This window comes from Sporosarcina sp. P26b (genome assembly GCF_002743245.1).
Taxonomy (GTDB): Bacteria; Bacillota; Bacilli; order Bacillales_A; family Planococcaceae; genus Sporosarcina; species Sporosarcina ureae_C.
Map to the genome: position 1 here is coordinate 46845 of NZ_PDYW01000002.1, position 25233 is coordinate 72077.

The following is a 25233-nucleotide window of genomic DNA, read 5'->3' on the forward strand; positions in this document are numbered from 1 at the left end:
AGTTGTCTTTAGTTGTTGGACTTCCAGTAAATGTGGAAGTCTTTTTTATCGAGTTCTAGCAGACTCAAGAAGCGGCTTGTTATTCCTTGACCAGTATAGAGCAAGAGTGAAGCACAACAACAAAATGATCGTGCCGACTATATACGGCGATTCCATTTTGATGTCAAAGATGTATCCAGCGGTAGCAGGGCCGATCATGTTACCTAAACTCATGTAAGCATTCATCATACCTGCTGCATAACCCTGTTCTTTACCAGCGAGTTTTGAAACCAAGGTGTTTACTGCCGGTCGCAGTAATGAAGTGGCGGTTGAGAAAACTGTCGCCACTAAAAGAATAGTGAAGAATGTATTGACGAATAAAATACCTAGCATAGCGAGTGCCGCTATAACTAAATTAATTAAAATGACACGCATTTCTCCAAACCGCCTGAATAAGCGATCGATGACGAACGTTTGAATGATGACACCCACAAAACCTCCAACGGTAATAATGACTGCAATTTGCGAAGGAGTGTAATTATACTTCTGATCTACATACAACGAAATGGTCGATTGAAAATTAGCCAAACCGAATGAAAATACAAACATGACAATCAGCATGATAAAGTAGGGGGTTTTCGTAGATCTACGCATTTGCTGAAAAATGTTTTCATTCGTTGCAGCTCCTTGTAGTACAGGTTTCGGATTAGGCAGAAAGAATAAAGAGACTACCGCTGCTAGGACTGATGCAGATGCAGCAAAATAAAATGGGAAGTGTAAGCTGATTTTAGATAGAAATCCTCCGATACCAGGCCCAACCATAAAACCTAACGACATGGAAGCACCTAGTAATCCCATTCCACGTCCGCGATTTTCTAAAGAAGTAATATCCGCTACAAATGCCATAGTCGGTGGAATAATAAAGGCAGCGCCAAAGCCTGAAAAGAATCGTGCAACGTAGAGCATCCAGAGCTCTGTTGATAGACTGAAAGCTAATTGAGAAAGACTATAAATTATCAAACCGAAAATAATGATACGTTTTCTTCCGTATTTGTCGGAAAGGTTTCCTGAAATAGGAGATAAAATAAACTGCGCGAAAGAGAAGATGGCAATCAGCAGTCCGAGTGCGCGTCCCGCGACGCCAAAAGTACCTAAAAATTCGGGCATAATGGGGATGATGAGGCCGATACCTGCCATGGCGATGAACATATTGAACATCAGAATATAGAGTGCGATATTTGTAGGTGGTTTGTTCATTCGGTAGCTCACTTTCCAGAAACTTTTTCCTAATCGTATCACAAACAATTCTGGAATGTCTGTATAGTGCTTGCTATGTGTTGACATGAAAAAAGAAAACAAAAACGACTCCTTTTTGATCAGGAGTCGTTTCTTAAATTAATCTTCTTTATTCATTTCATCAAGTACGCGGTTTACACGTTTTTCAAGCATTTTCATACCGCTTCCGCCTGCTTGGAAGTGACGTAACTGACCGTCTTTATCAAAGACGTAATAAGCAGGAACGTACTGGTTTTCAAATGCATCATTAAGTTTTAATTCGCTATCAACGAAAATGGGTTGTGTAATATCATGCTCAGCTGCTACAGTTTTGATTTGTTCAAGATCGACATCATCTTCTGAGCGAGGCATATGGACTGCTACAACATTCAATTCATCTTTGTATTGATCTCTGAAATTGTTTACATCCGGCATCGCTTCTTTGCACATGTGACAACTTACAGACCAGAAATGGATAAGTGTTGGTTTTTCACCGATGAGTTCTGATTTAGAAGTTTCACCATTCAACCAAGTAGTAGCACCTTGAAGTTCAGGCATTTGTTGACGTAATTTCATCAAGAATTCCCCCTAGCTAAGAGTGTAGTATATTTTGTGATAAAAAAATCCCCACGATTATCGTAACGCGTGGGGATGCTTGTCTAAAAATTAAAGAGTTTTTTCACCTGGACGCCAGTTTGCTGGGCAAAGACCGCCAGTTTGTAGTGCTTGTAGTACACGGAGAGTTTCATCTACGTCACGACCGATATTGTTGTGGAATACTGTCTGATACTGAAGTTCACCTTCAGGATTGATGATGTAAAGGCCGCGCAATGCAATACCTTCTTCTTCGATCAATACACCGTATTCGCGTGAAACGAAATGGTTAGTATCTGCTGCAAGTGGGTATTTTAGTTGTTCAAGACCATTGTCTTTACGATCAGTGTTGATCCAAGCAAGGTGAGTGTGGATAGTATCAGTAGAAACACCGATTACTTCTGCATCCAAGTCTTCGAACTCATCGTAACGATCCGACATGGCAGTGATTTCTGTTGGACATACAAAAGTGAAGTCCATTGGATAGAAGAAAAGAACTGTCCATTTGTCGTTTTTAATGTTTTCTTGTAAACTAACTTTACCAAAAGATTTGTCAGCTAGTACTGCCTCCATTGTAAAATCTGGAGCTTGTTTACCTACCATACGTTCAGCCATTATATAAAACCTCCAATTAATCTTTTGTACAACCACATGACTGCGCTGTACAATTCTTATCTAGAATAACAAGATCCCGAGTCGAATTCAATTAGAATGACTCGAAGATGATAATAATTATTATAAAGAGCGGTAAACCTTATATATTTAGGATTTGAGTAGATAATTACTCAAAGTCTTGTGTACAGTCAGAAGGTTTTACAGGGCGTGTTTGGCATGTTTTGCAATTTGGATCACAAATCATTTCTCGCCATTCATCGCAATCTTTGCAATAACGCGCGTCAAATTCGTCGCTATAATGTAATGGTTCCATGCACTCTACGCAATGAGAAGCCATCTCTTTCCACGTTCGGATTTTCTTATTGTTTACTAGGAAAATCCCTTCTAGATGATTTTCTTTTGTAGCGGGCTCGGCTTTTCGATTCCGCTTGGCATCAGAGTCCAGATAAAAAAATAAATGGTCTTCCAACTGAATCCCTCCTTAACATATGGTTTCATTCTACTATGTCATCTGCGAAAAAACAATTTTCATGACCATTTTCCTGTATGCTGTATTCCTATTTTACATTATATAGATGGTTGATTTCACTATCATTTTGTGTATAATGAGTAGGTTTACAACTGTTCATTAATCACAAGAAATAATACGTTACGCAAGGAGGAAATCTATTGACTACTGAACCGATTATTCGTTTTGAGAATGTTACAAAACGCTATGATGAATCTACAACTGTACTCAACCGAGTTTCATTTGAAATGGAACGCGGGAAATTTTATACATTGCTTGGGCCTTCTGGCTGTGGAAAAACGACTATTTTACGTTTGATCGCCGGCTTTACGGAAGCTACAGATGGAACAATCTTATTTAATGGTAAGAAGATTAACGCTGTACCTGCAAATGAACGTCAAGTGAACACAGTATTTCAAGATTATGCATTGTTTCCTCATTTAAATGTATATGAAAATGTAGCATTCGGTTTACGTATAAAGAAAGTGAAAAAGAATGAAGTGGATCGACGGGTAAAAGAAGCGTTGAAGTTTGTCAATCTAGAAGGGTACGAATCTCGGGAAATTACTGAAATGTCGGGTGGGCAGCGTCAACGCGTTGCGATTGCTAGAGCGATCGTCAATGACCCTGAAGTGATTTTACTAGACGAACCATTGTCTGCACTCGATTTGAAGTTGCGTTCTGAAATGCAGTATGAATTACGAGAGCTCCAGCAGCGTCTTGGTAAAACATTTGTTTTTGTTACGCATGACCAGGAAGAAGCACTTGCGATGTCCGATGAGATTTTCGTCATGAATAACGGAGAAATTCAACAATCTGGGACACCAATCGACATTTACGATGAGCCAATTAACCGTTTCGTGGCAGACTTTATTGGAGAATCTAATATAGTAAGTGGGAGAATTATTGAAGATTATCTAGTGGAATTCACAGGTAAACAATTCCCGTGTGTAGATGGTGGCTTTTATCCTAATGAAAAAGTGGATATCGTCATTCGTCCTGAAGACTTGGAAATGACTACTGTTGAAAAAGGAAGATTCAGTGTCACAGTAGATACGCAATTATTCCGAGGTGTACACTATGAGCTTTCAACGTATGACTCTGATGGTAATGAGTGGCTAGTCCATTCTACGAAACCAGCGGATGTAGGGATGTTAATCGGTTTGGATTTTGAACCTGCAGACATTCATGTTATGCGACTGAATGAATCTGAAGCAGACTTTGATGCACGTCTGGAATCGTTTGGAGTGGCGGAAGATGAGGAATAAAAAACCTTTACGTTTTATATATGCCACACCGTATGCAGCTTGGTTATTATTATTCGTACTAGCGCCGATCGTTGTTATCGTGTATTACTCATTTTTCGATTTATCCGGCCATTTAACGTTGGCTAACTATCGGAATTTCTTTACATCGATTTATTTCAAATTAACGATGAGCTCATTTTGGTATGCCTTTCTTATTACCTTTTTTGCTTTATTGATCTCCTATCCGACAGCTTATTTCTTAACTAAGACGAAGCATAAGCAATTATGGTTATTGCTCATTATCATACCTTCGTGGATTAATCTGTTGTTAAAAACATATGCCTTTATTGGGTTGATGGGGATTTATGGACCGATTAATGCCTTTTTGGAAACGATTGGCATAGGTAGTCAGCAAATATTATTCACGGATTTTAGTTTTGTGTTTGTTTCTGTATATATCTTTATTCCATTTATGATTTTACCGATTTTTAACTCCTTAGATAAAATCAATCCAGCACTTCTTGACGCATCGAAGGATTTAGGGGCGAATGCATGGGTAACCTTTAAACGGGTGATTTGGCCATTGACAACAGATGGTGTGAAATCGGGTGTACAAGTCGTGTTCATTCCGGCTCTGTCTTTATTTATGATTACTCGCTTAATTGCAGGTAATAAAGTAATCACACTGGGTACTGCGATTGAACAGCAATTCCTCGTGACGCAAAACTGGGGGATGGGTTCGACAATTGCCGTATTCCTTATTATCTTCATGTTCTTAATTATGGTGCTGACGTCAGGCAAAGAGAGGGGCATAACTAAATGAAGAAACTGGGTAGTTTGCCGAGAATTTATTTGGCGGCAGTCTTTGTAATTTTATATGCTCCTATTTTTTATCTCATTTATTACTCCTTCAACTCGGGAGGCGGGATGTCGCATTTCGAATCATTCACATTGGAGCATTATCAAGCGGTGTTTCAAGATACACGGCTTTTAATTATTGTGATGAATACCGTAATTATTGCATTATTGTCTGCCTTACTTTCTACAACTATAGGTGTAATAGGCGCGCTTGCCATCTATTTCATGAAAAATAAGTCTGCGCGTAAAACGGTATTGTCGCTGAATAATATTTTAATTGTTAGCCCGGATGTCATTATCGGTGCCTCATTCTTAATATTATTCACGCTAATTGGAGTGAGATTAGGTTTTGCTTCGGTGCTGATTTCCCATATTGCCTTCAGTATACCTATAGTTGTCATCATGGTATTACCGAAATTGCTGGAAATGAGTACTACGTTAATAGATGCAGCACTCGATTTAGGTGCGTCGCGTAAAGATGTACTGACACGTGTTATATTGCCATATATTAAGCCGGGTATTTTTGCAGGATTTTTCCTTGCTTTAACCTACTCACTTGATGACTTTGCGGTTACCTTTTTCGTCACAGGAAATGGCTTCTCGACATTATCCGTAGAGATTTATTCTATGGCGCGAACAGGAATCACATTGACAATTAATGCTCTATCGGGATTAATTTTCTTGATCACGATCGTGTTGGTGATTGGTTATTATATTGTTGGAAATAAAGCAAAGTCACCTCAGGGGGTGAAGAAATGAAAGGATTAGTCAGCAGTGCAATCGCGATCCTACTCGTTTCTGGTGTTCTATTATTTACGAACTATCAGCTTGAACATAAAGCGGGACGTGCAGGCAAAGATACGATCACAGTTTACAACTGGGGCGAATATATTGATCCAGATCTTCTGAAGCAGTTTGAAGAAGAGGAAGGGATCAAAGTCATTTATGAAACATTTGATTCAAATGAAGGAATGATGGGGAAAATCGAACAAGGTGGAACCGCTTATGATGTTACAGTTCCGTCTGAATACGCAGTGCAGATGATGGAAGAAAAGGATTTATTACTTCCACTGGATTTCTCTAAAATTCCGAACATTAAACATATCGATCCGTATTTTATGAATTTAGCTTTTGATCCAGATAATCAGTATTCAATTCCGTACTTCTGGGGAACTGTAGGTATCGCGTATAACGCATCATTATTAAATGGTCAGACGTTTGAAAGCTGGGAAAGTTTATGGGATGCGTCATTGCGTCAAAAACTTATTATAGTAGATAGTGCGCGCGAAGTAATTGGCGTGTCGTTAAATTCACTCGGTTACTCATTGAACTCCACCAGTCTCCAAGAACTTAAAGAAGCAACCGACAAGTTGGAAACGATGGGCCCGAATGTCAAAGCCGTCATTGGCGATGAAGTCACGCAGTTAATGATTAATAATGAAGCATCCGTAGCGCTGACTTGGTCAGGGCAAGCAGCAGATATGATTTCGGAGAATGAAGACATTGATTACATTGTGCCGGAAGAAGGTTCAAATCTATGGTTCGATAATATTGTCATCCCGAGAACTTCAACAAATATCGAAGGTGCCTATAAATTTATAAACTTCATGCTGGATCCTGAAGTGGCGGCGCAAAATGCAGATTACGTAGGCTATTCTACGCCGAACATTTCAGCCTTATCGTTTATGGATAAAGAAACTACGGAAGATGAACGGTTTTATCCTGACGAAGAAGCGAGAGAGAATCTAGAAGTGTATGAAAATTTAGGCTTAGAAACACTTGGGGTGTATAATGAGTTATTCCTGAAATTCAAAATGGGATTGCGATAAAACGAATAACTATTCGCAATAGCGAGGAGTAATGAGATGAAAAAGGAATTTGTAGTGATTGGTTTGGGTCGTTTTGGCGGTAGTATCGTTAAAGAACTGATTGAGCTCGAAGCAGACGTTATGGCGATTGATAAGTCACAGGAACGCGTGGAAGAGTTTGCGAATATCGCAACCCAGGCAGTGGCGGTCGATACGACAGATGAAGCGGCATTGCGTTCGTTAGGTATACGAAATTTCGAACATGTTGTAATCGCGATCGGGGAAAATATTCAAGCTAGTATTCTGACTACGTTGATTTTAAAAGAAATCGGTGTACAACGTATTACTGTAAAAGCGCAAAATGATTACCATGAAAAAGTATTACGTAAAATCGGTGCGGATCAAGTCGTTCACCCTGAGCGTGATATGGGGAAGCGAATCGCGAATAACTTGGTATCGAATAATATTTTGGATTATCTAGAGTTGTCCGATGAATATTCCATCGTGGAAATTCAAGCCAATAACCACATCGCCGGCTCTTCGTTGATCGATTTAGATATTCGCGCGAAGTATGGCGTCAATATTGTGGCTATTAAACGGGGGACCCATATCCTAGTTTCTCCTCAGGCGATTGAGCAGATCGAAGTAAACGACGTTCTCATCGTGATAGGATCAGATTTAGATATCCACCGCTTTGAACGGAAAGCATTGCACTAACGAATAGATAGGGGATAGCGTGGAATTGCCACCTTTCGCTCTAGAACAACTACTATCCTTTACTGGAAGCAATAAACAAAAAACTGAAGACAGACTCCTAGTTTATAGGAGTTGCCTTCAGTCTGAAGCAAGTGCTACTATGCACTTGCTTTTTTTATGAATTTTTAAAGTTCCATAATGACAGGAAGAATCATTGGTTTACGCTTCGTTTTTTCATATAAATATGGAACGAGTGTATCGATGATGTCGCCCTTTAAATTGTTGATGGAATCAGGTTTAGCAGCTAGTTTGCGCTGTAATGTCTTCGAAAGCATATACTGTGCTTCGTTGATCATTGCGCCTGATTCGCGCATGTAGACGAATCCACGTGAGATCAGGTCAGGACCGGATACTAAGCGATTCTTTTTCGTGTCGATTGTAGCGACTACAATAACTAGACCATCTTCAGAGAGGATTCGGCGGTCACGTAGCACGACGTTACCGATGTCGCCTATACCACTTCCATCAATATAGACATCGCCTGACGGTACGCGTCCTGCTAGTCTTGCTGTTGAATCAGTAAGTGCGAGGACGTCACCGTTCCCCATAATAAAGATATTATCAGGCTCGACGTCACAGTCTATCGCTAGTTGAGAGTGCATATTCATCATACGGTACTCACCGTGAATCGGCATGAAGTATTTAGGCTTAATTAAACGTAACATAAGCTTTTGCTCTTCCTGTGATCCGTGTCCGGATGTGTGGATGTTGTTCAATGGACCATGAATAACTTCTGCACCTGCACGGAACAGTGAGTTAATCGCTTTGTTGACACTTAGTGTGTTTCCTGGGATAGGTGAAGATGAGAAGATTACTGTATCACCAGGTTGAATTTGTACTTGTCTATGTGTACCGTTTGCGATACGTGATAAAGCTGCCATCGGTTCACCTTGGCTACCCGTACATAAAATCATTACTTTGTTGGCAGGAAGACGATTAAGCGATTGAGCATCCACGAATAAATCTTTTGGAGCGTCAATATAACCTAGTTCGCGACCGATTGTGATGGCATTATCCATACTGCGACCAAAGACAGCGATTTTACGACCGAAGATCTGTGCTGATTCGATGACTTGTTGTAATCTGTGGATATTCGAAGCGAATGTAGCAAAAATAATTCGACCATCTACTGTACGGAAGATATCGTTTAAGCTTTCTCCTACTTTACGTTCAGACATTGTAAAGTTAGGCACTTCTGCATTCGTACTGTCTGATAATAGACAAAGTACGCCTTCGCTACCGATTTTCGCCATCTTATGCAAGTTAGCAGGTTCACCGACTGGCGTGAAGTCGAATTTAAAGTCTCCTGTATGGACGATATTACCGGAAGGAGTTTTCACTACTACTCCGAATGCGTCAGGAATACTGTGCGTAGTTCTGAAGAATGACACTGCTGTTTTACGGAATTTAATAAAATCATCTTCTTCAATTTCATGAATTTCCGTTGTGCGCAATAATCCATGCTCTTCCAACTTATTGCGAAGTAATCCAATCGCGAGTTTACCGCCATAGACGGGAACATTCACTTTGCGCAATAGATAAGGGATGCCACCAATATGGTCTTCATGACCGTGTGTGATGAAAAGTCCTTTGATCTTATCGATATTGCGTTCGAGATAAGTATAATCTGGAATTACATAGTCAATACCTAGTAATTCATCTTCTGGAAATTTGATTCCGGCGTCGATAATAATAATTTCATCTTGGAATTGGATACAATACGTATTTTTACCGATTTCACCTAGTCCGCCTAGGGCAAAAACAGCTGTTTCATTATTTTTAATAGATTTCATAAATTAAACCTGCTCAATGTGGAAGGCTGGGGAAGCTTGTTCATAAGTTAAATGTTCGCCTTCCAACTTTTGCACGAATTCAATCATTAGATCACGGTCTTTTAATCGATTCCGAACTTCTCTTTCGTTTTCAGCTTCTACGTACAAGCTAAGTGTGTTCTCGCGGACTGGAACTTCATGTACGTTTAAATGGTAATATACTTTGAAAATCATGTTAAACTCTCCTTTTACGTTCGTAATAATACATATCATCAATAATAGCATGCAATTTCCCTAAAATAAAGAAAAGCCCACCAATTACTTGGCGGGCGTAAAAGTCTAGGCAATCGTCTTTTTACCGAGCAGGCCATTAAGTCGTCTTAGCAGTTTGCGTTTTAGACGTTTATACATGGCATCATCACTCCTTGACAAGACAGTAACAGAAATTTCTCATCCTGTCAAGTATAAACGCTTTACTCTCTGTCGAAAGCTGTAGCACCAGGTATTTCCTTGTAAGGAGAACTTTCATCAATGTGATCATAGAACATGATGCCGTTTAAGTGATCCAATTCATGCTGGAAAGCAATTGCTGGCAATCCTTTCAAACGCTTCTTAATAACATTTCCTTCCTTATCAAATGCTTTCACAGTAATTCTCGCGTAACGGGGAACATATCCCGGAACTTCGCGATCTACTGATAAACAGCCTTCGCCAGTTTCTATATAGGTCTTTTCGACAGAGTGACTAATAATCTTCGGATTAATTGCGATGAAGTTTTCCAGTAAATTCTCGCCGTCAGGTATATGCAGGGCGAAAATTCTTTTTGACGCATTTGTTTGGGGAGCAGCCAAGCCAATACCCGAACGTAAGCCGTACTTTTCACACAGTTCGTCGTCTTGGCTATTGACGACATACTCCAATAAATTATCGCATAATTGACGATCTTCATTACTTAAAGGAAAGTCTACCTCTTTTGCTTTCAAGCGCAACGTCGGATGACCTTCACGAATGATGTCTTTCATTAAAATCATTTCTACTCTTCCTCTCGGATATATTAGGTATAGTTAGTATATAGCATAATCTACAATTTGCTTGTAGAACATGTGGATTAAAGTTATATAATCGTAAAAACTAATTTCCTTTAATACAGTATAAACGAATGAGAAAAATGGTGAAAGAAAAAAGTATATAAAGAGCGAGGAGGATTGTAGATGAAGAAAGTAGTTTGCACAATGTTCATACTGATTCTGTTAAGTGGTTGTTCAAAAGAGCCTACCATAGCGCAGCAATTCAGGGATTTCCTAATCGCTGTGAATGAAAAAGAAAATAAGGGGAACAACTTTGGAAGGAAGTTATACGAAAAAGAGCACAAAGAACAGGAGTTATTTATTCAACTAATGGAATTAACTCAACAGCAATATCCAGAAGTGAAGCAGCGAGTAGTTGCATTGAAAAGATCTGTACGTGAACGGTCCATGTTGCTTGAAAAAGAGGAGAGTGCTGTTCGCGAGTCGAAGGAAACTATAGGGCAATTAGCTGAAAGTATGAATCAAAAGGGATTCACTAGCCAAGTAGAAGATGTAGTGGATGCACTTACTGAACGTTCAGGAATACATGAAGCTTTCATTTTGCAGTATAAAAAACTTTTAGATAGTCAAATGCAATTATATACGCAGCTTGAAGATCAATCGGTGCGTGAACTAGGACTTCAAAAACAAGTAAGTGAAGTAAATGATCTAATTGCTGCTAGTCAGCAAACTCTAATAGAGTTTAATGAGACGACTCGGGAAGTAAATCGATTAGCGAGTCGTACATCAAAAAGTTTAGAACAGCAAAAATAAGGAAGTATATAGTAGACGGCAAGAATGGAATAGAGAATTTTTGCATGCAAAAGCTTACACATTAAATATCTGCGATAGAAATTTTAAAGCGTGTTAACAAGCCTGAGACAGAGATTGTTCATATGTAGTCTAAACAAGCATTTTGCAGATAAAGTTCGGCGTATAGAATGCTAGTGAAAAACTCTTCTGTACCAATACAGAATCGATATTGTAATAGTACAGCTTGTTTGAAATGATATATGCCAAACGAGTGAAAGTCTTTGATTACAATGGTTGACCAAGCGCTCAGTTTTGCGTATACTGAAAAATATAAGAAGTTGTATTAACTTTATTTGAAAACAATATAATACAGATAAGAAGGAGAGATCGAGATATGGTAGCTAAAAAAGGAAATCAGTATGATCCAGTGAAAGCGCTTCAACTGATTGAAAGCCAATTTGACATGGTACAAATTCTGGATGAAGAAGGAAAGATCGTGAATAAGGACTTGGATCCTAAACTTTCTGATGAAGAATTAGTGGAATTAATGAATCGCATGGTATATACACGTATCCTTGATCAGCGTTCTATTTCATTAAATAGACAGGGCCGTCTTGGATTTTATGCTCCGACTGCAGGACAAGAAGCTTCCCAGTTAGCATCACAGTATGTGCTGGAAAAAGATGATTTCATTTTACCTGGATATCGTGACGTTCCTCAGTTGTTATTCCACGGTTGGCCGTTGCATATGGCTTTCTTATGGTCAAGAGGACATTATGCGGGCAGTGTCATTCCTGATGGACTTAATATCTTCCCACCACAAATCATTATTGGTGCACAATACGTTCAAGCAGCAGGAGTAGGTCTAGGCTTTAAGAAAAAAGGAAAGAAATCAGTTGTTATTACGTACACGGGTGACGGCGGAACATCTCAAGGGGACTTCTATGAAGGATTGAACTTCGCAGGAGCATATCAAGTGCCTGCTATCTTCATCATTCAGAATAACCAGTATGCGATTTCTACACACCGTGATGTACAAACTGCAGCTAAAACACTTGCCCAAAAAGGTGTAGCGGCAGGCGTGCCAAGTGTATTGGTTGATGGAATGGATCCGTTAGCAGTATACGTTGCAACACGTGATGCTAGAGAGCGTGCAGTTAATGGAGATGGACCGACACTTATTGAAACAATGTGTTACCGTTATGGGCCACATACGATGGCAGGCGATGATCCAACACGCTACCGCACATCCGATGTTGACACTGAATGGGAAAAGCGTGACCCAATCGTTCGATTCAGAACATACCTAGAAGCGAAAGGTATTTGGTCTAAAGAGCAAGAGGAAAAAGTGATTGAACGTGCGAAAGAAGAAATTAAAGAAGCAATCAAAAAAGCAGACGGTGAGCCTAAACAAAAGGCTTCAGACTTTATGAAGATTATGTATAAAGGCGAAATACCGTTTAACCTACAAGAGCAATTAGATGCGTATGTTGGAAAGGAGTCGAAATAACCCATGGCAGAATTAACAATGATTCAAGCAATTACAGAAGCACTCCGTACTGAGCTGAAAGCAGATGAAAATGTATTGCTATTCGGTGAAGACGTTGGGGCTAACGGAGGTGTCTTCCGTGCCACGGAAGGCCTCCATAAAGAATTTGGCGAAGAGCGAGTATTTGATACGCCGCTGGCTGAGTCTGGTATTGGCGGATTAGCAATTGGTCTAGCGCTTACTGGCTTCCGTCCTATCATGGAAATTCAATTCTTCGGTTTTCTATTTGAAGTGATGGATTCTGTAAGTGGTCAAATCGCAAGAATGAACTTTAGAACAGGTGGACACTTCAATGCACCTATTACGATTCGCGCACCATTTGGCGGCGGTGTAGCAACACCTGAAATGCATGCGGACAGCCTAGAAGGTCTTGTAGCATCACAACCTGGTTTAACTGTCGTTATTCCTTCGACTCCTTACGATGCAAAAGGTCTGCTGATCTCTGCAATTAAGAGTGATGATCCAGTCATTTTCTTGGAGCATATGAAATTGTATCGTTCATTCAGACAAGAAGTTCCTGAAGAAGAATATTCTATTCCTTTAGGAAAAGCAGATGTGAAGCGTGAAGGTACAGATTTAACAATTGTCACATACGGCGCGATGGTTCAAGAAAGCCTGAAAGCTGCTGAAGCACTTGAAAAAGAAAATTACTCAGTGGAAGTAATCGACTTGCGCACAATTCAGCCACTTGACGTAGAAACAATTATCAAATCAGTTGAAAAAACAAATCGTGCAATTGTTGTACAAGAAGCGCAACGTCAAGCCGGAATTGCTGCTAACGTAGTAGCTGAAATTACGGAACGTGCAATCTTGAGCCTAGAAGCTCCTGTGCTACGTGTGACAGCGCCAGATACAGTGTATCCATTCGCAGCAGGCGAGAATACATGGTTGCCTAACGCGAAAGATATTGCAGCGAAAGCAAAAGAAGTTCTGACATTCTAAATACTTATTGGACAATCCAGGAAGGGTGAATTACGTGACTTATGAATTTCGATTACCAGATATTGGTGAAGGTATACACGAAGGGGAGATCGTCAAGTGGTTCGTTAAACCAGGCGATGTAATCCAGGAAGATGATACATTACTAGAAGTGCAAAATGATAAATCAGTAGTAGAAATTCCATCACCTGTATCGGGTACTGTAGAAGAAATTTATGTTTCTGAAGGTACCGTAGCAGTGGTTGGAGATAAATTGGTGCGTTTTGACGCGCCAGATCATGACATACCGGATCATGATGATGAGGATGAGGAAAGCGTAGACTCCTCAAAAGAAGAAGCAAGTGCGGAAAAATCCCATGAGCAAGTCGGGGAAGCTTTGGGAAGCGTAGATTCCAAAAAACCGGAACAGACAACTGAGCAACAGCCATCTGCTGAACTGGAACAAGCGCAACCTTCTAATGCATCTCGTGGTGATGTGGATGAAAATCGCCGTGTCATTGCAATGCCATCTGTACGTAAATATGCACGTGAAAATGATGTCACGATTGCACAAGTAGCAGGCAGTGGCAAAAATGGTCGTGTTTTAAAAGAAGATATAGATTCATTTAAATCAGGTGGTCAACAACAACCTGCGGCTGAATCAACAGAATTACCACAAGATGCACAGACACAAGCATCATCTGAAAAACAAGCACCTGTCTTTGAAGGTGAATTCCCGGAAACACGCGAGAAATTGTCACCTATGCGAAAGGCAATCTCAAAAGCTATGTCGAACTCCAAACATACAGCAGCACACGTTACATTGCTGGATGAAGTGGATGTTACAGCGCTCGTGGCACACAGAAAAGAATTTAAAGCAATTGCAGCGGAAAGAGATATTAAATTAACGTATCTTCCTTATGTAGTGAAAGCACTTGTTGCTACTTTGCGTAAATTCCCGCAATTAAATACGTCATTAGATGATGAAACTGAAGAGTTAATTCAAAAACATTATTATAATATTGGAATTGCAGCAGATACAGACCGTGGCTTAATGGTACCGGTTGTAAAAAATGCAGATCGTAAATCCGTGTTCGCTATTTCGGATGAAGTGAATGAACTCGCTGGTAAAGCGCGTGATGGAAAACTTCAAGCAGCAGAAATGAAAGGCGCATCATGTACGATCACGAATATTGGTTCAGCAGGTGGATTGTGGTTTACACCGATTATTAACCACCCAGAAGTAGCTATTTTAGGTATCGGAAGAATTTCTGAAAAACCTGTTGTAAAAAATGGTGAAATTGTACCTGCACCTATGTTAGCATTATCTTTAGTGTTTGATCACAGAGTGATTGATGGCGTAACGGGGCAGTTAGCGTTAAACTATCTTAAGGAATTACTAAGTAACCCATCACTTTTATTAATGGAGGCGTAAAGCAAATGGTAGTAGGAGATTTTCCAATTGAAGTAGACACGCTCGTAGTTGGTTCAGGTCCCGGAGGTTATGTTGCAGCAATTCGCGCAGCACAACTCGGTCAAAAAGTAACAATTGTAGAAAAAAATACAATCGGTGGCGTATGTTTAAACGTTGGTTGTATTCCTTCTAAAGCTATGATTTCTGTTGGACATCGTTTTGTGGCTGCTAAGAACTCTGATTCTATGGGAATTACTGCACAATCTGTCGAATTAGATTTCTCGAAAGCTCAGAAGTTTAAAGAGAGCGTTGTTTCCAAATTAACAGGTGGCGTATCAGGATTGTTAAAAGGTAATAATGTAGAGACAGTTGAAGGGGAAGCATATTTCGTAGATGCTAACACTGTACGTGTCATGACAGATAAATCTGCACAAACGTATAAATTCAACAATGTCATTATCGCAACTGGTGCACGTCCAGTTGAAATTCCTTCTTTCAAATTTACTGATCGCGTAATCAATTCTACTGGCGCTTTAAATTTAAAAGAATTGCCGAAAAAGCTTGTCGTTGTTGGTGGCGGTTATATCGGTACAGAACTAGGGTCAGCTTATGCGAATCTAGGTTCTGAAGTAACCATTCTTGAAGGTGCAGACGATATTCTTGCAGGTTTCGAGAAACAAATGACTCAAATCGTCAAAAAAGGCTTAAAGAAAAAAGGCGTTGAAGTAGTTGTTAAAGCATCTGCTAAGGGCGTTGAAGAAACAAAAGATGGCGTCGTAGTAACATACGAAGCTAAAGGTGAAGAAGTGAAAGTTGAAGCGGACTACGTTTTAGTAACTGTAGGTCGTCGTCCGAATACAGATGAAATTGGTTTGGAAGGTCTTGGCTTGAACATGACTGACCGTGGTTTGATCGAAGTGGACAAGCAGTGCCGCACAAATATCCCGAATGTATACGCGATCGGTGATATCGTAGCTGGACCACAGCTTGCACACAAAGCATCTTATGAGGCGAAAATTGCAGCAGAAGCTATTTCTGGAGAAAAATCTGAAGTTGATTATATGGCTATTCCAGCTGTATGCTTCACAGATCCAGAACTTGCTACGGTTGGCTTAAACGAAAAGCAAGCAAAAGACGAAGGATACGATGTTGTGACTGGTAAATTCCCGTTTGCAGCAAACGGACGTGCTCTTTCTTTGGATGCTACAGAAGGTTTCGTGAAGCTTGTTGGCCGTAAAGAAGATGGCTTATTACTTGGTGCACAAATCGTTGGTGAAAATGCTTCTGATATGATTGCAGAGCTAGGACTAGCGATTGAAGCGGGTATGACTCTTGAAGATATTTCTATGACGATCCATGCTCACCCTACTTTAGGTGAGATTTCCATGGAAGCAGCAGAAGTAGCTCTTGGTAAGCCGATTCATATGATGACGAAATAAAACAACTAGAATTTAACAGCCCATGGGAATATTTTTTCTCATGGGCTATTTTCATATTTTGAATTAACTGGAGGTGTTGTCATGTGGAAAACTAGAGTGACAGAACTATTTGGAATTCAATACCCGATTGTGCAAGGTGGTCTTGCGTATTTAGCGTATGCAGATCTTGCAGCTGCGGTTTCTGAAGCAGGAGGTCTTGGTCAAATAACAGCAATGAGTTTGCCATCTCCCGAAGCATTGAAAGAAGAAATCCGCCGTGTACGTCAAAAAACAACTAAACCATTCAGTGTGAATTTTGCCATTGGTAATCATGGAAGATCATATGAAGCGATGGTGGAAGCGGCACTAGAAGAAGATATTAATATTATCTCGGTTACGGGTGGGAATCCCGCACCTTTATTTGAAATGTTAAAAGGAACTGACGTCAAGAAACTAGTGCTAGTAGCAGCCAGAAGACAAGCGCAAAAGGCTGAAGAAATTGGAGCTGACGCTGTCATAGCAGTTGGGCAAGAAGGCGGGGGACATTTAGGTCGTGATGATATTGGCACGATGGTATTAATTCCGAGGATTGTAGATTCAGTCAGTATACCAGTAATAGGGTCAGGCGGCATTGGTGATGGGCGAGGCTGGATGGCAGCTCAAGCACTCGGAGCAGAGGGAATAGAGATGGGTACACGTTTTATTGCGACGAAAGAATGTGTCGACGCGTCACCTGCTTATATAGAATCCCTTTTGGCGAGTAGCGAGCAAGATACAACGATCATTAAACGTACAATCGGTGCGCCTGCACGTGCATTATCGAATGAATGGACTAAAAAGATTCTGCAGCTAGAAGCAGAAAACGCTGGTTATGAAGGATTAAAAACATATATTAGCGGTGAAGCCAATTGTAAGTTTATTCACGAAGGTTCGGAAGATCAAGGTTTCGGCTGGGGTGGCCAAGTAACCGGTATGATCGATGATGTACCTAGCGTAGCTGAATTGTTTGAACGAATGAAAAACGAAGCGACATCCATACGAGAAAAATGGAGTATCAGATAAGGAGAGAAATAGATGGCAGGTTATCAATATCCGCTACGCGCGGAATGGTCGACAGAAGAAATTGTAAAGGTGATCGACTTTTTCACCAAAGTAGAGCAAGCATACGAATCAACAATCGAGCGAGACGAATTCATGAGGTATTACCGTGGCTTTAAAAGTGTAGTGCCATCCATGGCAGAAGAAAAAACGCTGTGCAAAGAATTCGAGGAAAGTAGTAGCTATGTAGCATTCCGCGTAGTAAAAGCGGCAAAAGAAAGTCAGCCAGGCGAATTACTCAAGGTGAAAAAATAACAAAATCGCACTTATATTGAGCAGTCCTCACGAGTAATTACTATGTACACGATGGATTGAAAATGAGAGAAACGTAAAAAAGTGCATTTTGAATAGTCACTAGTCTTGGAGTTGTTTTAGAAGTCATTATTTTAAATGGCTATCTAGGACAGCTTCTTTTTGGGTTTCAGTGTGTAGATAAAGGATGACGATAGAAAAGTGACGGCTAAGAGTGTTGAGTAGGGATTTGTGCTCCTAACGCTTCGCTTTTACTCGCAAAAGCCGTTCTCCGTAACGGCTCTTCCCGCGGGCCCATGGAAAAGCGTCCTCCAACTGGAGCTTCCATCCCTCCTACTCACAAACTCACTTACTACTTCGAAGTCTTTGACTTTGAACTTTCACTCATATAAAAAAGATGCCCACTATAACTTCAGGGGCATCTCTAATTTACTGTAATATTTTTTCAATCAAAAGAATGAATAACTACATCATAAACAGGCAATAACTTCGTGAACGTATCTTCTGCATACTCGTAAAATTGCTCCTCATTTAGCTTTGCCGCTTCTTCTTGTGGTAGATGGCGACCAACTAAAAACTCTGCCTTTTTCACCGTTTGCAGACGATCCAATAACTTCTCAAGGCCTTCGTTACCTACTTCGCTAATACGCTCGGCATCAGGTTTCATGTGATCTCCTGATACCACAAAATCATCAGGTAAAGAAGTTAGTACGTTCAAGTTCTTTTCTAAACGTTCAGCAATCCCTTTTTTATCGGGATTTTCATAAATAATTGCAAGCACGATGAATAAATGAGTGCCCCATAAGCCAATCTGAAAGTGAGGTAACGCTTTATAACCTCTCTTAGCAGGAGCGAATGCCACCCAGCTATCTCGTGGCGGATTTACAGTTCGTCTTGCGTGTTTTGCAACATGTGGAAAAAACTCACCCGTACCGTGTGCGGAAAGGCGGTGTGCAAAATGATTTCCTAAATCTTTGAACTTAGGTTGTATCTTTTCTTGCAAAGCTTTCATGCGATTATCCAAGCCATCAATGGTAAAAACATCGAAATCATTTGATGACCAATAAGACTGAATCAAGAAAATCTCCTCCAGTTTGTAGTGACTACGTTTATCTTATCAGTAAACGGGGAATAATTTAAAATAACAAGGCTTCTAACCAATAGGAGTCGGAATTTTCGCATATCTTATTATAAGACGGTTAGAGTCAAATATTAACTTAAAAGGGGTGCTACTTATGAAACAGGTCGTTCATTTTATCCGAAAAGAAGATGTTGAGAGAGAATATGTGAGAACTTTACAATTGGAATTGGATTATGAATTAGCTACTCTATACGATGCCCTGCAAGATCAAGACACGGTTCAAGTTGATAAAAGTAAACTAAGGTTAAGTGAAATTCACAACGAATTGGAGACGCTGAATGTTTTCTCGATGTAAGTATGACTTATGCAAAAGACATCCCCATTTACTTCAGATTTGAAGAAAATGTGACGGGGTGTCTTTTTACTTAATACCCTGTAACCGTTATCTCTTTTGTTCCGTTACCTCTGTGTTATACTAGCACTAGTCGGAATGGGAAGAGGTGGCAGAATGAATCTTAATGCGATAGATCGATATGCAAAATCGTTAATCAAAGAGGCTGGCCACAAAATACGAGTGTCTTTTTTTAGTACAATTGACATCGATTCAAAGGCAGACGCTAATGATTTGGTTACCAATATCGATAGGGAAGTGGAAAGCTTTTTTATTGAACGGGTAAGACAAGATTTTCCGGAGCATAAAATGGTTTCAGAAGAGGGATTTGGAGATAAGATTTCTTCGCTTGACGGAGTAGTCTGGTTCTTGGATCCAATTGACGGAACGATGAATTTTATCCATCAAAGAAGAAACTTTGCGATTTCATTGGGGATTTATGTAGACGGCGTGGGGATGCTGGGCTACATATATGATGTAATGCGGGATGAGTTATACCATGCGGCGAAAGATGAGGGGGCTTATTTTAATGATGAGCGACTTCCGCAGCTGGAAATCACACCACTTGAAGAAGCAATTATTGGTATCAATGCTAGTTGGGTTGCGCCAAATGAACGAGTGGAAAATGAAAAAATAATCGAACTTATCACTCGTTGTCGTGGAACGCGATCATACGGTTCAGCGGCGATTGAGCTAGCATATGTATCATCTGGAAGAATTGACGCGTATATATCTATGCGACTAGCGCCTTGGGATATTGCTGGAGGGATCGTCATTGCACAAGAAGTAGGAGCTGTGGCGACGAATTTAGAGGGCGAAAACCCACATCTTCTTGGATCTGACACATTTATTGTCACACGTCCAGGATTGCATGAGGAGATTTTATCGAAATACATCCGACTAAAATAAAAAAGGGGCTGTTTGTTAAACCTAAGTGGTTTAATGTACAGTCCCTTTAAGCTGTTTAAAGCGTGCCTTCCCTACGCATACGTGCTTTTGTTTTGAATCCGTTACCCATTATTAAAATTAGAGCGACAATGGCCAGAATGACAACTAGTATGCTACGCATACCTACTCCGACACCTATTGCAGACATGGAAAGTACGGCGCCCAGTGAATAAATTACGAAAATCCACTTAATGTCTTTCAAAAAAATCCCTCCATATAATTTAAAATGTTATTTAATTGAACTATCTTGTGCTATAATAACACAGTTGAACATCTGAAATAAAGATAAACGGAGTGAAAAAATGACAAACGAACGTACTGATCTTAGAAATATTGCAATTATTGCCCACGTAGACCATGGTAAAACGACATTAGTCGATCAATTACTTAAACAATCCGGTATTTTCCGTTCGAACGAGCACGTTGATGACCGCGCAATGGACTCAAACGAATTAGAGCGTGAGCGAGGAATTACGATTCTAGCTAAAAACACGGCTATTGAATATAATGACACAAAAATCAACATCTTGGATACACCAGGTCACGCTGACTTTGGTGGCGAAGTAGAACGAATCTTGCGCATGGTTGATGGCGTAATTTTAGTTGTTGACGCATTCGAAGGCTGTATGCCACAAACTCGTTTCGTATTGAAAAAAGCTTTGGAAACAAACTTGAAGCCAATTGTTGTTGTAAATAAAATTGACCGTGAGTTTGCAAGACCAGAAGAAGTAGTAGACGAAGTACTTGAATTATTCATTGAGCTTGATGCAAATGATGAGCAATTGGAATTCCCAGTTGTTTATGCTTCAGGATTCAACGGTACAGCAAGTCTTTCTCCTGATCCTGAAACACAAGAAGACACATTACGTGTTCTTTATGAGTCAATTCTTAAAAACATTCCATCACCAATCGACAATCGTGACGAACCACTTCAGTTCCAAGTATCACTACTTGATTACAACGACTATGTTGGTCGTATCGGAATCGGTCGTATTTTCCGTGGAACGATGAAAGTTGGAGAGTCAGTTGCTGTTCTTAAGCGTGATGGTTCTGTAAAGACTTTGCGTGTAACAAAATTATACGGATTCATGGGCTTGAAAAGAGTCGAAGTACAAGAAGCATATTCTGGTGACTTGGTAGCTGTTTCTGGAATGGGCGATATTGATGTCGGCGAGACAGTATGTCCAACTGATCATCAAGAAGCACTTCCTGAGCTTCATATTGATGAGCCGACACTGCAAATGCGTTTCCTAGTGAACAACAGTCCATTCGCAGGCCGCGAAGGTAAATGGGTAACGGCACGTAAGATTCAAGAACGTTTGGATCAACAGCTTGAGACTGATGTTTCATTGCGAGTAGAACCAACAGATTCTCCGGACGAATGGATTGTATCTGGACGTGGAGAACTTCACTTGTCTATTCTCATTGAAAACATGCGTCGTGAAGGATTCGAACTTCAAGTGTCCAAACCTCAAGTAATCATCCGTGAAATCGATGGTAAGCGTAGCGAGCCTTATGAGCGCGTTCAAATTGATGTACCGGAAGAACACACTGGATCTATCATCGAATCTATCGGTGAGCGTAAAGGTGAAATGTTGGATATGATCAATAACGGTAACGGACAAGTGCGTTTAATCTTCTTGGTACCGGCTCGTGGATTGATTGGTTACACTACAGATTTCCTTACGTTAACACGTGGATATGGAATCCTGAACCACACGTTTGATAGCTATAAGCCAGTCACTACAGGTAAAATCGGTGGCAGACGTCACGGTGTTCTAGTTTCAATGGAGAACGGTACTGTAACGGGTTACGGTGTAATGCAATTAGAAGACCGCGGAACTATGTTTGTAGAAACAGGAGCGGAAATCTATGCAGGTATGGTAGTTGGAGAAAGTAATCGTGATAGCGACTTGACAATCAACTTAACGAAAATCAAGCACGCTACTAACGTTCGTTCTGCTACGAAAGACCAAACAGTTACAACGAAAAAACCACGTATTTTATCGCTTGAAGAAGCACTACAATACATTGGTGATGACGAGTACTGTGAAGTTACACCACAAACAATTCGTTTGCGCAAGAAAGTTCTCGATAAGAGTGAACGCGAACGTGTAAACAAAAAGAAAAAACTTGGCGAATAATATAAATAGAAGGGGATGTATGAAATGAGAGTAGAGGATTCAGAAATGGTCTATAATCGAATGTCGGGCACTGCGCGCATGATCTATGAATTTGCGCCGAGTTTCTCGGCTGCCGGCTATATTCTGTTCGCCCTCGTTTTCATCATGTCTGCTATTGTGTATAAGCTTGGATTTGCGAGAAAGATCAGTTTTTGGCAGAACTTTATCATATATGCATTCCTATTTATAGGATGCTTAATATTGACATTTTTAGCCTTCTTCCTTCCTATCGTGGAAGGACTGTTCGTAGCTGCTGCCATTCTCATTATCTATCGAGTTCGTCGCATGAATGAACACAAAAAAGACTCCGTTACTCAGTAACGGAGTCTTTTTATATGATTAAAAATCTTTTTCTGTAAGATGTGAGCTGCGATAAAAAACAAAGTTACCGGTTGCAATTCGTTTCTCTGTCAAATCGCTAATCCGCTCCCTGCAAGTAGGGCACATATACGTATGAATAGGCCGATTTCTCAGTTTCTTAGCAAGTGGATTATCATCTTCTAAATGATCGATTTCGTCACAAAGGACACATTTAACGCGCATTCGATCCTCTCCTTCAATCCACTTGGATCGCTTGAACATGACGGATCGGAGAATCTTCATTCGAACCGTCTTTAAACAGTACATGTACAGGACCATCTTCTCGAAGAGGTTTACCTTTATGACTGAATTTGAATATAATGTTGGCTGCTTCCTCAAGTGGATACGTGTATTTATCATCTTCCGTAATAAGCGTAAATGTTGTAGCGTTTGCTGATGGAACCGCATTGTGTATGAATGGTTTTAATATAATACCAAAGCTACTAGATAACATTTTATCTTTTTCATAACGCTTTTCACTTTTTAATGTAGGTGGTTGAATGGCACCTTCCATAATCTCTCTAGACCAGTGTTTACCCATTTTCTCTTTATACTCTTCCATTTCATCTTTCTCGACAAATTCCTCAGTGAAGAATTCATCCAGATCGATACGTCGATCATCAAATATCCAAACAGTTGGATCCAGTGTGATTGCATGTTTTACATTTCCGGTAATCGGTATAATAAGTTCCAAAATACTTCCCCCTCATTCCATAGTCACTAGAGTAAGTATACCTTTTCATAGAAGAAGTGAAAAGGATTTCATTTCAGTTCATATTTTTCATTGGGTAACACTTGCATTTTGCAAGAGCAAAAGATACAATTTAATCATTAACACCTTGCGGGAATAATGAATAATGGGGGCGTCTCCATGGATATAGAAGTTCAAGATACGTATAAAGAACAAGCCATGAAACAATTGCAAATTGATGCGGATAAAATTGCAAAACTGATCAAAGTTCAAATGGATAATTTAACGATGCCGCAATGCCCACTATATGAGGAAGTGCTTGATACGCAAATGTACGGGTTATCCCGTGAGATTGATTTTGCTGTAAAGCTTGGTTTAGTCGAACAAGACAAAGGCCGTGAAATAATCTCTGTACTGGAAAAAGAGTTAAATATCTTACATGAACTGTATACAAATAAATAAATGGAAGACTCAAACTACTCCAACGGTTTGAGTTTTTTATTTAGGACGATGAGGTACTAACAAATGAAGACTTATATGAATCGAATTTTACGCAATTTTGACTATCCATTATTTATCGTATACTTGCTGCTCTGTGTATTTGGATTGATTATGATTTACAGTGCAAGTATAGTCTGGGCGGTAAATATCTATAATTATGAACCATCGCACTTCTTTATAAAACAGTTGAAGAACCTGGCCTTAGCAATTCCAGCGTTCCTTATGGTCTCAATTATACCGTACCGACATTATAGGAATAAAAAGTTCCTTTACGGCACGCTAATATTGATGTTTAGCTTATTGATCCTAGTAAAGTTCATCGGCTTCGGCGGTGACACAGTAGGTGCAAAGAGCTGGATTACTATGCCATTTGGACTTGGTAACTTACAGCCGACAGAAATAGCGAAAATTGCTTTTATCGTTTATTTTTCTGGAGTATTTGCAAATAAATACTACGCAGGCACATTGGATGAAATCAGAACTACAATTTTTCCGACATTCTCTGTTTTAACCGCATCTTTGCTATTAGTGTTGCTAGAACCAGACTTTGGTGCGACTATGATTTTGTTCTTGGTAGCTATATCCGTAATTATGGCAAGCGGCATGAAAGTAAAAAATTACTTGATCATCAGTCGTTTCTTTGCATTATTAGGTGTGTTGATCGGTATTGTGTTGTGGATTAAGTGGGAAACAGTCATGACTGCTTCACGCATGGGGCGTTTTTTAGCCTTTACAGATCCCTTTGAATACATACAAGGTTCAGGCTTACAAATAGTCAATGGATACATTGCAATCGGTGCTGGAGGGCTTAAAGGAGTAGGCTTAGGAAACAGTATTCAGAAACTTGGCTATTTACCTGAGCCACATACTGATGTTATCATGGCAGTAATCTCTGAAGAAACTGGAATACTTGGAACGACACTTGTTCTAGGGGGACTCTTTTTCATTGTGATGAGAGCGTTTTCTGTTGCACTGCGTACAAAAGACGCACATGCAAGAATGCTCGCAGCTGGTGTTGGTAGTTTAATTGCTATTCAAACACTAGTGAACTTAGGAGGATTGACAGGATTGATTCCGTTAACAGGTGTTACGTTGCCATTTATTAGTTATGGTGGTACATCGGTTGTATTCTTGTCGATTGCGCTTGGCATACTGATGAACGTTTCGATGTTTGTGAAGTATGAGAGATCAGAATAG

The 25233-nt window shown here is 40.0% G+C and carries 29 protein-coding genes; 18 read left to right on the forward strand and 11 right to left on the reverse strand.

Annotated elements, in window-relative coordinates; all coding sequences use genetic code 11:
• Positions 1-45: 45 nt before the first annotated feature.
• From CSV69_RS02145 to CSV69_RS02160, 4 genes are all read right to left on the reverse strand, one after another.
• A complete protein-coding gene (locus tag CSV69_RS02145) occupies positions 46-1236 on the reverse strand; it encodes an MFS transporter (RefSeq protein WP_085429100.1) in 1191 nt (396 codons plus the stop codon).
• A 138-nt stretch (positions 1237-1374) separates the two neighbouring features.
• The gene (locus tag CSV69_RS02150) at positions 1375-1830 is read right to left on the reverse strand and encodes a TlpA family protein disulfide reductase (protein WP_099692646.1); all 456 of its coding nucleotides are present in this window, start codon (positions 1828-1830) and stop codon (positions 1375-1377) included.
• Between the two features lie 90 nt (positions 1831-1920).
• Complete coding sequence (locus tag CSV69_RS02155) at positions 1921-2463, reverse strand: peroxiredoxin (protein WP_085428504.1); 543 nt, start codon at positions 2461-2463, stop codon at positions 1921-1923.
• A gap of 166 nt (positions 2464-2629) precedes the next feature.
• Positions 2630-2932, reverse strand: coding sequence for a hypothetical protein (locus CSV69_RS02160; protein ID WP_085428505.1), 303 nt, complete (start codon positions 2930-2932; stop codon positions 2630-2632).
• Between the two features lie 200 nt (positions 2933-3132).
• Between CSV69_RS02160 and CSV69_RS02165 the strand changes: the two genes are divergently transcribed.
• The 5 genes from CSV69_RS02165 to CSV69_RS02185 are packed head-to-tail and all read left to right on the forward strand — an operon-like array spanning position 3133 to position 7601.
• On the forward strand, positions 3133-4239 hold the full coding sequence (locus CSV69_RS02165; protein ID WP_085428506.1) for an ABC transporter ATP-binding protein: 1107 nt from the start codon (positions 3133-3135) through the stop codon (positions 4237-4239).
• On the forward strand, positions 4229-5041 hold the full coding sequence (locus tag CSV69_RS02170) for an ABC transporter permease (protein ID WP_085428507.1): 813 nt from the start codon (positions 4229-4231) through the stop codon (positions 5039-5041). Before CSV69_RS02165 ends, CSV69_RS02170 begins: the two co-directional genes overlap by 11 nt.
• Entirely contained in the window at positions 5038-5835 is a 798-nt protein-coding gene (locus CSV69_RS02175; protein ID WP_085428508.1) for an ABC transporter permease, read from the forward strand. Before CSV69_RS02170 ends, CSV69_RS02175 begins: the two co-directional genes overlap by 4 nt.
• Positions 5832-6905, forward strand: a complete 1074-nt coding sequence (locus CSV69_RS02180) for an ABC transporter substrate-binding protein (RefSeq protein WP_085428509.1) — start codon at positions 5832-5834, stop codon at positions 6903-6905. The genes CSV69_RS02175 and CSV69_RS02180 overlap by 4 nt, the downstream gene beginning before the upstream one ends.
• Positions 6906-6941: 36 nt before the next feature.
• Positions 6942-7601 carry a potassium channel family protein gene (locus tag CSV69_RS02185; RefSeq protein WP_085428510.1) on the forward strand — a complete coding sequence of 220 codons (660 nt, stop codon included), beginning with the start codon at positions 6942-6944 and terminating at the stop codon, positions 7599-7601.
• 164 nt (positions 7602-7765) lie between these two features.
• Here the strand turns inward: CSV69_RS02185 and rnjA are convergent, their stop codons facing one another.
• The 3 genes from rnjA to def all read right to left on the reverse strand — a co-directional run bounded on the left by rnjA (position 7766) and on the right by def (position 10443).
• The gene (gene rnjA / locus CSV69_RS02190; protein WP_085428511.1) at positions 7766-9433 is read right to left on the reverse strand and encodes a ribonuclease J1; all 1668 of its coding nucleotides are present in this window, start codon (positions 9431-9433) and stop codon (positions 7766-7768) included.
• A gap of 3 nt (positions 9434-9436) precedes the next feature.
• Positions 9437-9646 (reverse strand): DNA-dependent RNA polymerase subunit epsilon, encoded by a 210-nt coding sequence (locus CSV69_RS02195; protein WP_085428512.1) that lies wholly within the window; start codon positions 9644-9646, stop codon positions 9437-9439.
• Positions 9647-9885: 239 nt separating this feature from the next.
• Positions 9886-10443 carry a peptide deformylase gene (def, locus tag CSV69_RS02200; RefSeq protein WP_085428513.1) on the reverse strand — a complete coding sequence of 186 codons (558 nt, stop codon included), beginning with the start codon at positions 10441-10443 and terminating at the stop codon, positions 9886-9888.
• Between the two features lie 180 nt (positions 10444-10623).
• Here def and CSV69_RS02205 point away from each other — a divergent pair, with 180 nt between their 5' ends.
• The 7 genes from CSV69_RS02205 (at position 10624) to CSV69_RS02235 (ending at position 17884) form a co-directional block, all read left to right on the forward strand.
• Positions 10624-11253 (forward strand): YkyA family protein, encoded by a 630-nt coding sequence (locus tag CSV69_RS02205; RefSeq protein ID WP_085428514.1) that lies wholly within the window; start codon positions 10624-10626, stop codon positions 11251-11253.
• 373 nt (positions 11254-11626) lie between these two features.
• Entirely contained in the window at positions 11627-12742 is a 1116-nt protein-coding gene (gene pdhA, locus CSV69_RS02210) for a pyruvate dehydrogenase (acetyl-transferring) E1 component subunit alpha (RefSeq protein ID WP_085428515.1), read from the forward strand.
• A 3-nt stretch (positions 12743-12745) separates the two neighbouring features.
• Positions 12746-13723, forward strand: coding sequence for an alpha-ketoacid dehydrogenase subunit beta (locus CSV69_RS02215; RefSeq protein ID WP_085428516.1), 978 nt, complete (start codon positions 12746-12748; stop codon positions 13721-13723).
• A gap of 34 nt (positions 13724-13757) precedes the next feature.
• Entirely contained in the window at positions 13758-15134 is a 1377-nt protein-coding gene (locus CSV69_RS02220; protein WP_099692647.1) for a dihydrolipoamide acetyltransferase family protein, read from the forward strand.
• A gap of 5 nt (positions 15135-15139) precedes the next feature.
• The gene (gene lpdA, locus CSV69_RS02225) at positions 15140-16552 is read left to right on the forward strand and encodes a dihydrolipoyl dehydrogenase (protein ID WP_099624454.1); all 1413 of its coding nucleotides are present in this window, start codon (positions 15140-15142) and stop codon (positions 16550-16552) included.
• A gap of 81 nt (positions 16553-16633) precedes the next feature.
• Entirely contained in the window at positions 16634-17593 is a 960-nt protein-coding gene (locus CSV69_RS02230) for an NAD(P)H-dependent flavin oxidoreductase (RefSeq protein WP_085428519.1), read from the forward strand.
• 12 nt (positions 17594-17605) lie between these two features.
• Positions 17606-17884 carry a UPF0223 family protein gene (locus tag CSV69_RS02235; protein WP_085428520.1) on the forward strand — a complete coding sequence of 93 codons (279 nt, stop codon included), beginning with the start codon at positions 17606-17608 and terminating at the stop codon, positions 17882-17884.
• A 442-nt stretch (positions 17885-18326) separates the two neighbouring features.
• Here CSV69_RS02235 and CSV69_RS02240 read toward each other — a convergent pair whose 3' ends face one another.
• Entirely contained in the window at positions 18327-18956 is a 630-nt protein-coding gene (locus tag CSV69_RS02240) for a YktB family protein (RefSeq protein ID WP_085429101.1), read from the reverse strand.
• Positions 18957-19116: 160 nt separating this feature from the next.
• On the opposite strand from CSV69_RS02240, the gene CSV69_RS02245 reads away from it, so the two are divergent.
• Together CSV69_RS02245 and CSV69_RS02250 are read left to right on the forward strand one after the other, a co-directional pair.
• On the forward strand, positions 19117-19317 hold the full coding sequence (locus CSV69_RS02245) for a hypothetical protein (protein ID WP_085428521.1): 201 nt from the start codon (positions 19117-19119) through the stop codon (positions 19315-19317).
• A gap of 153 nt (positions 19318-19470) precedes the next feature.
• Complete coding sequence (locus CSV69_RS02250; protein ID WP_085428522.1) at positions 19471-20262, forward strand: inositol monophosphatase family protein; 792 nt, start codon at positions 19471-19473, stop codon at positions 20260-20262.
• 55 nt (positions 20263-20317) lie between these two features.
• Here CSV69_RS02250 and CSV69_RS02255 read toward each other — a convergent pair whose 3' ends face one another.
• On the reverse strand, positions 20318-20503 hold the full coding sequence (locus CSV69_RS02255) for a YlaF family protein (RefSeq protein ID WP_085428523.1): 186 nt from the start codon (positions 20501-20503) through the stop codon (positions 20318-20320).
• Positions 20504-20603: 100 nt separating this feature from the next.
• On the opposite strand from CSV69_RS02255, the gene typA reads away from it, so the two are divergent.
• Together typA and CSV69_RS02265 are read left to right on the forward strand one after the other, a co-directional pair.
• Complete coding sequence (gene typA / locus CSV69_RS02260) at positions 20604-22445, forward strand: translational GTPase TypA (protein WP_085428524.1); 1842 nt, start codon at positions 20604-20606, stop codon at positions 22443-22445.
• Positions 22446-22469: 24 nt separating this feature from the next.
• Positions 22470-22805 carry a YlaH-like family protein gene (locus CSV69_RS02265; RefSeq protein ID WP_335696111.1) on the forward strand — a complete coding sequence of 112 codons (336 nt, stop codon included), beginning with the start codon at positions 22470-22472 and terminating at the stop codon, positions 22803-22805.
• Positions 22806-22823: 18 nt separating this feature from the next.
• Here the strand turns inward: CSV69_RS02265 and CSV69_RS02270 are convergent, their stop codons facing one another.
• Together CSV69_RS02270 and CSV69_RS02275 are read right to left on the reverse strand one after the other, a co-directional pair.
• Positions 22824-23027 (reverse strand): YlaI family protein, encoded by a 204-nt coding sequence (locus CSV69_RS02270; RefSeq protein ID WP_085428526.1) that lies wholly within the window; start codon positions 23025-23027, stop codon positions 22824-22826.
• 13 nt (positions 23028-23040) lie between these two features.
• The gene (locus tag CSV69_RS02275; RefSeq protein WP_085428527.1) at positions 23041-23538 is read right to left on the reverse strand and encodes a hypothetical protein; all 498 of its coding nucleotides are present in this window, start codon (positions 23536-23538) and stop codon (positions 23041-23043) included.
• Between the two features lie 177 nt (positions 23539-23715).
• On the opposite strand from CSV69_RS02275, the gene CSV69_RS02280 reads away from it, so the two are divergent.
• Together CSV69_RS02280 and CSV69_RS02285 are read left to right on the forward strand one after the other, a co-directional pair.
• Positions 23716-23997 carry an Fpa/YlaN family protein gene (locus CSV69_RS02280; protein WP_085428528.1) on the forward strand — a complete coding sequence of 94 codons (282 nt, stop codon included), beginning with the start codon at positions 23716-23718 and terminating at the stop codon, positions 23995-23997.
• Positions 23998-24072: 75 nt separating this feature from the next.
• Positions 24073-25233, forward strand: coding sequence for an FtsW/RodA/SpoVE family cell cycle protein (locus CSV69_RS02285; RefSeq protein WP_335696130.1), 1161 nt, complete (start codon positions 24073-24075; stop codon positions 25231-25233).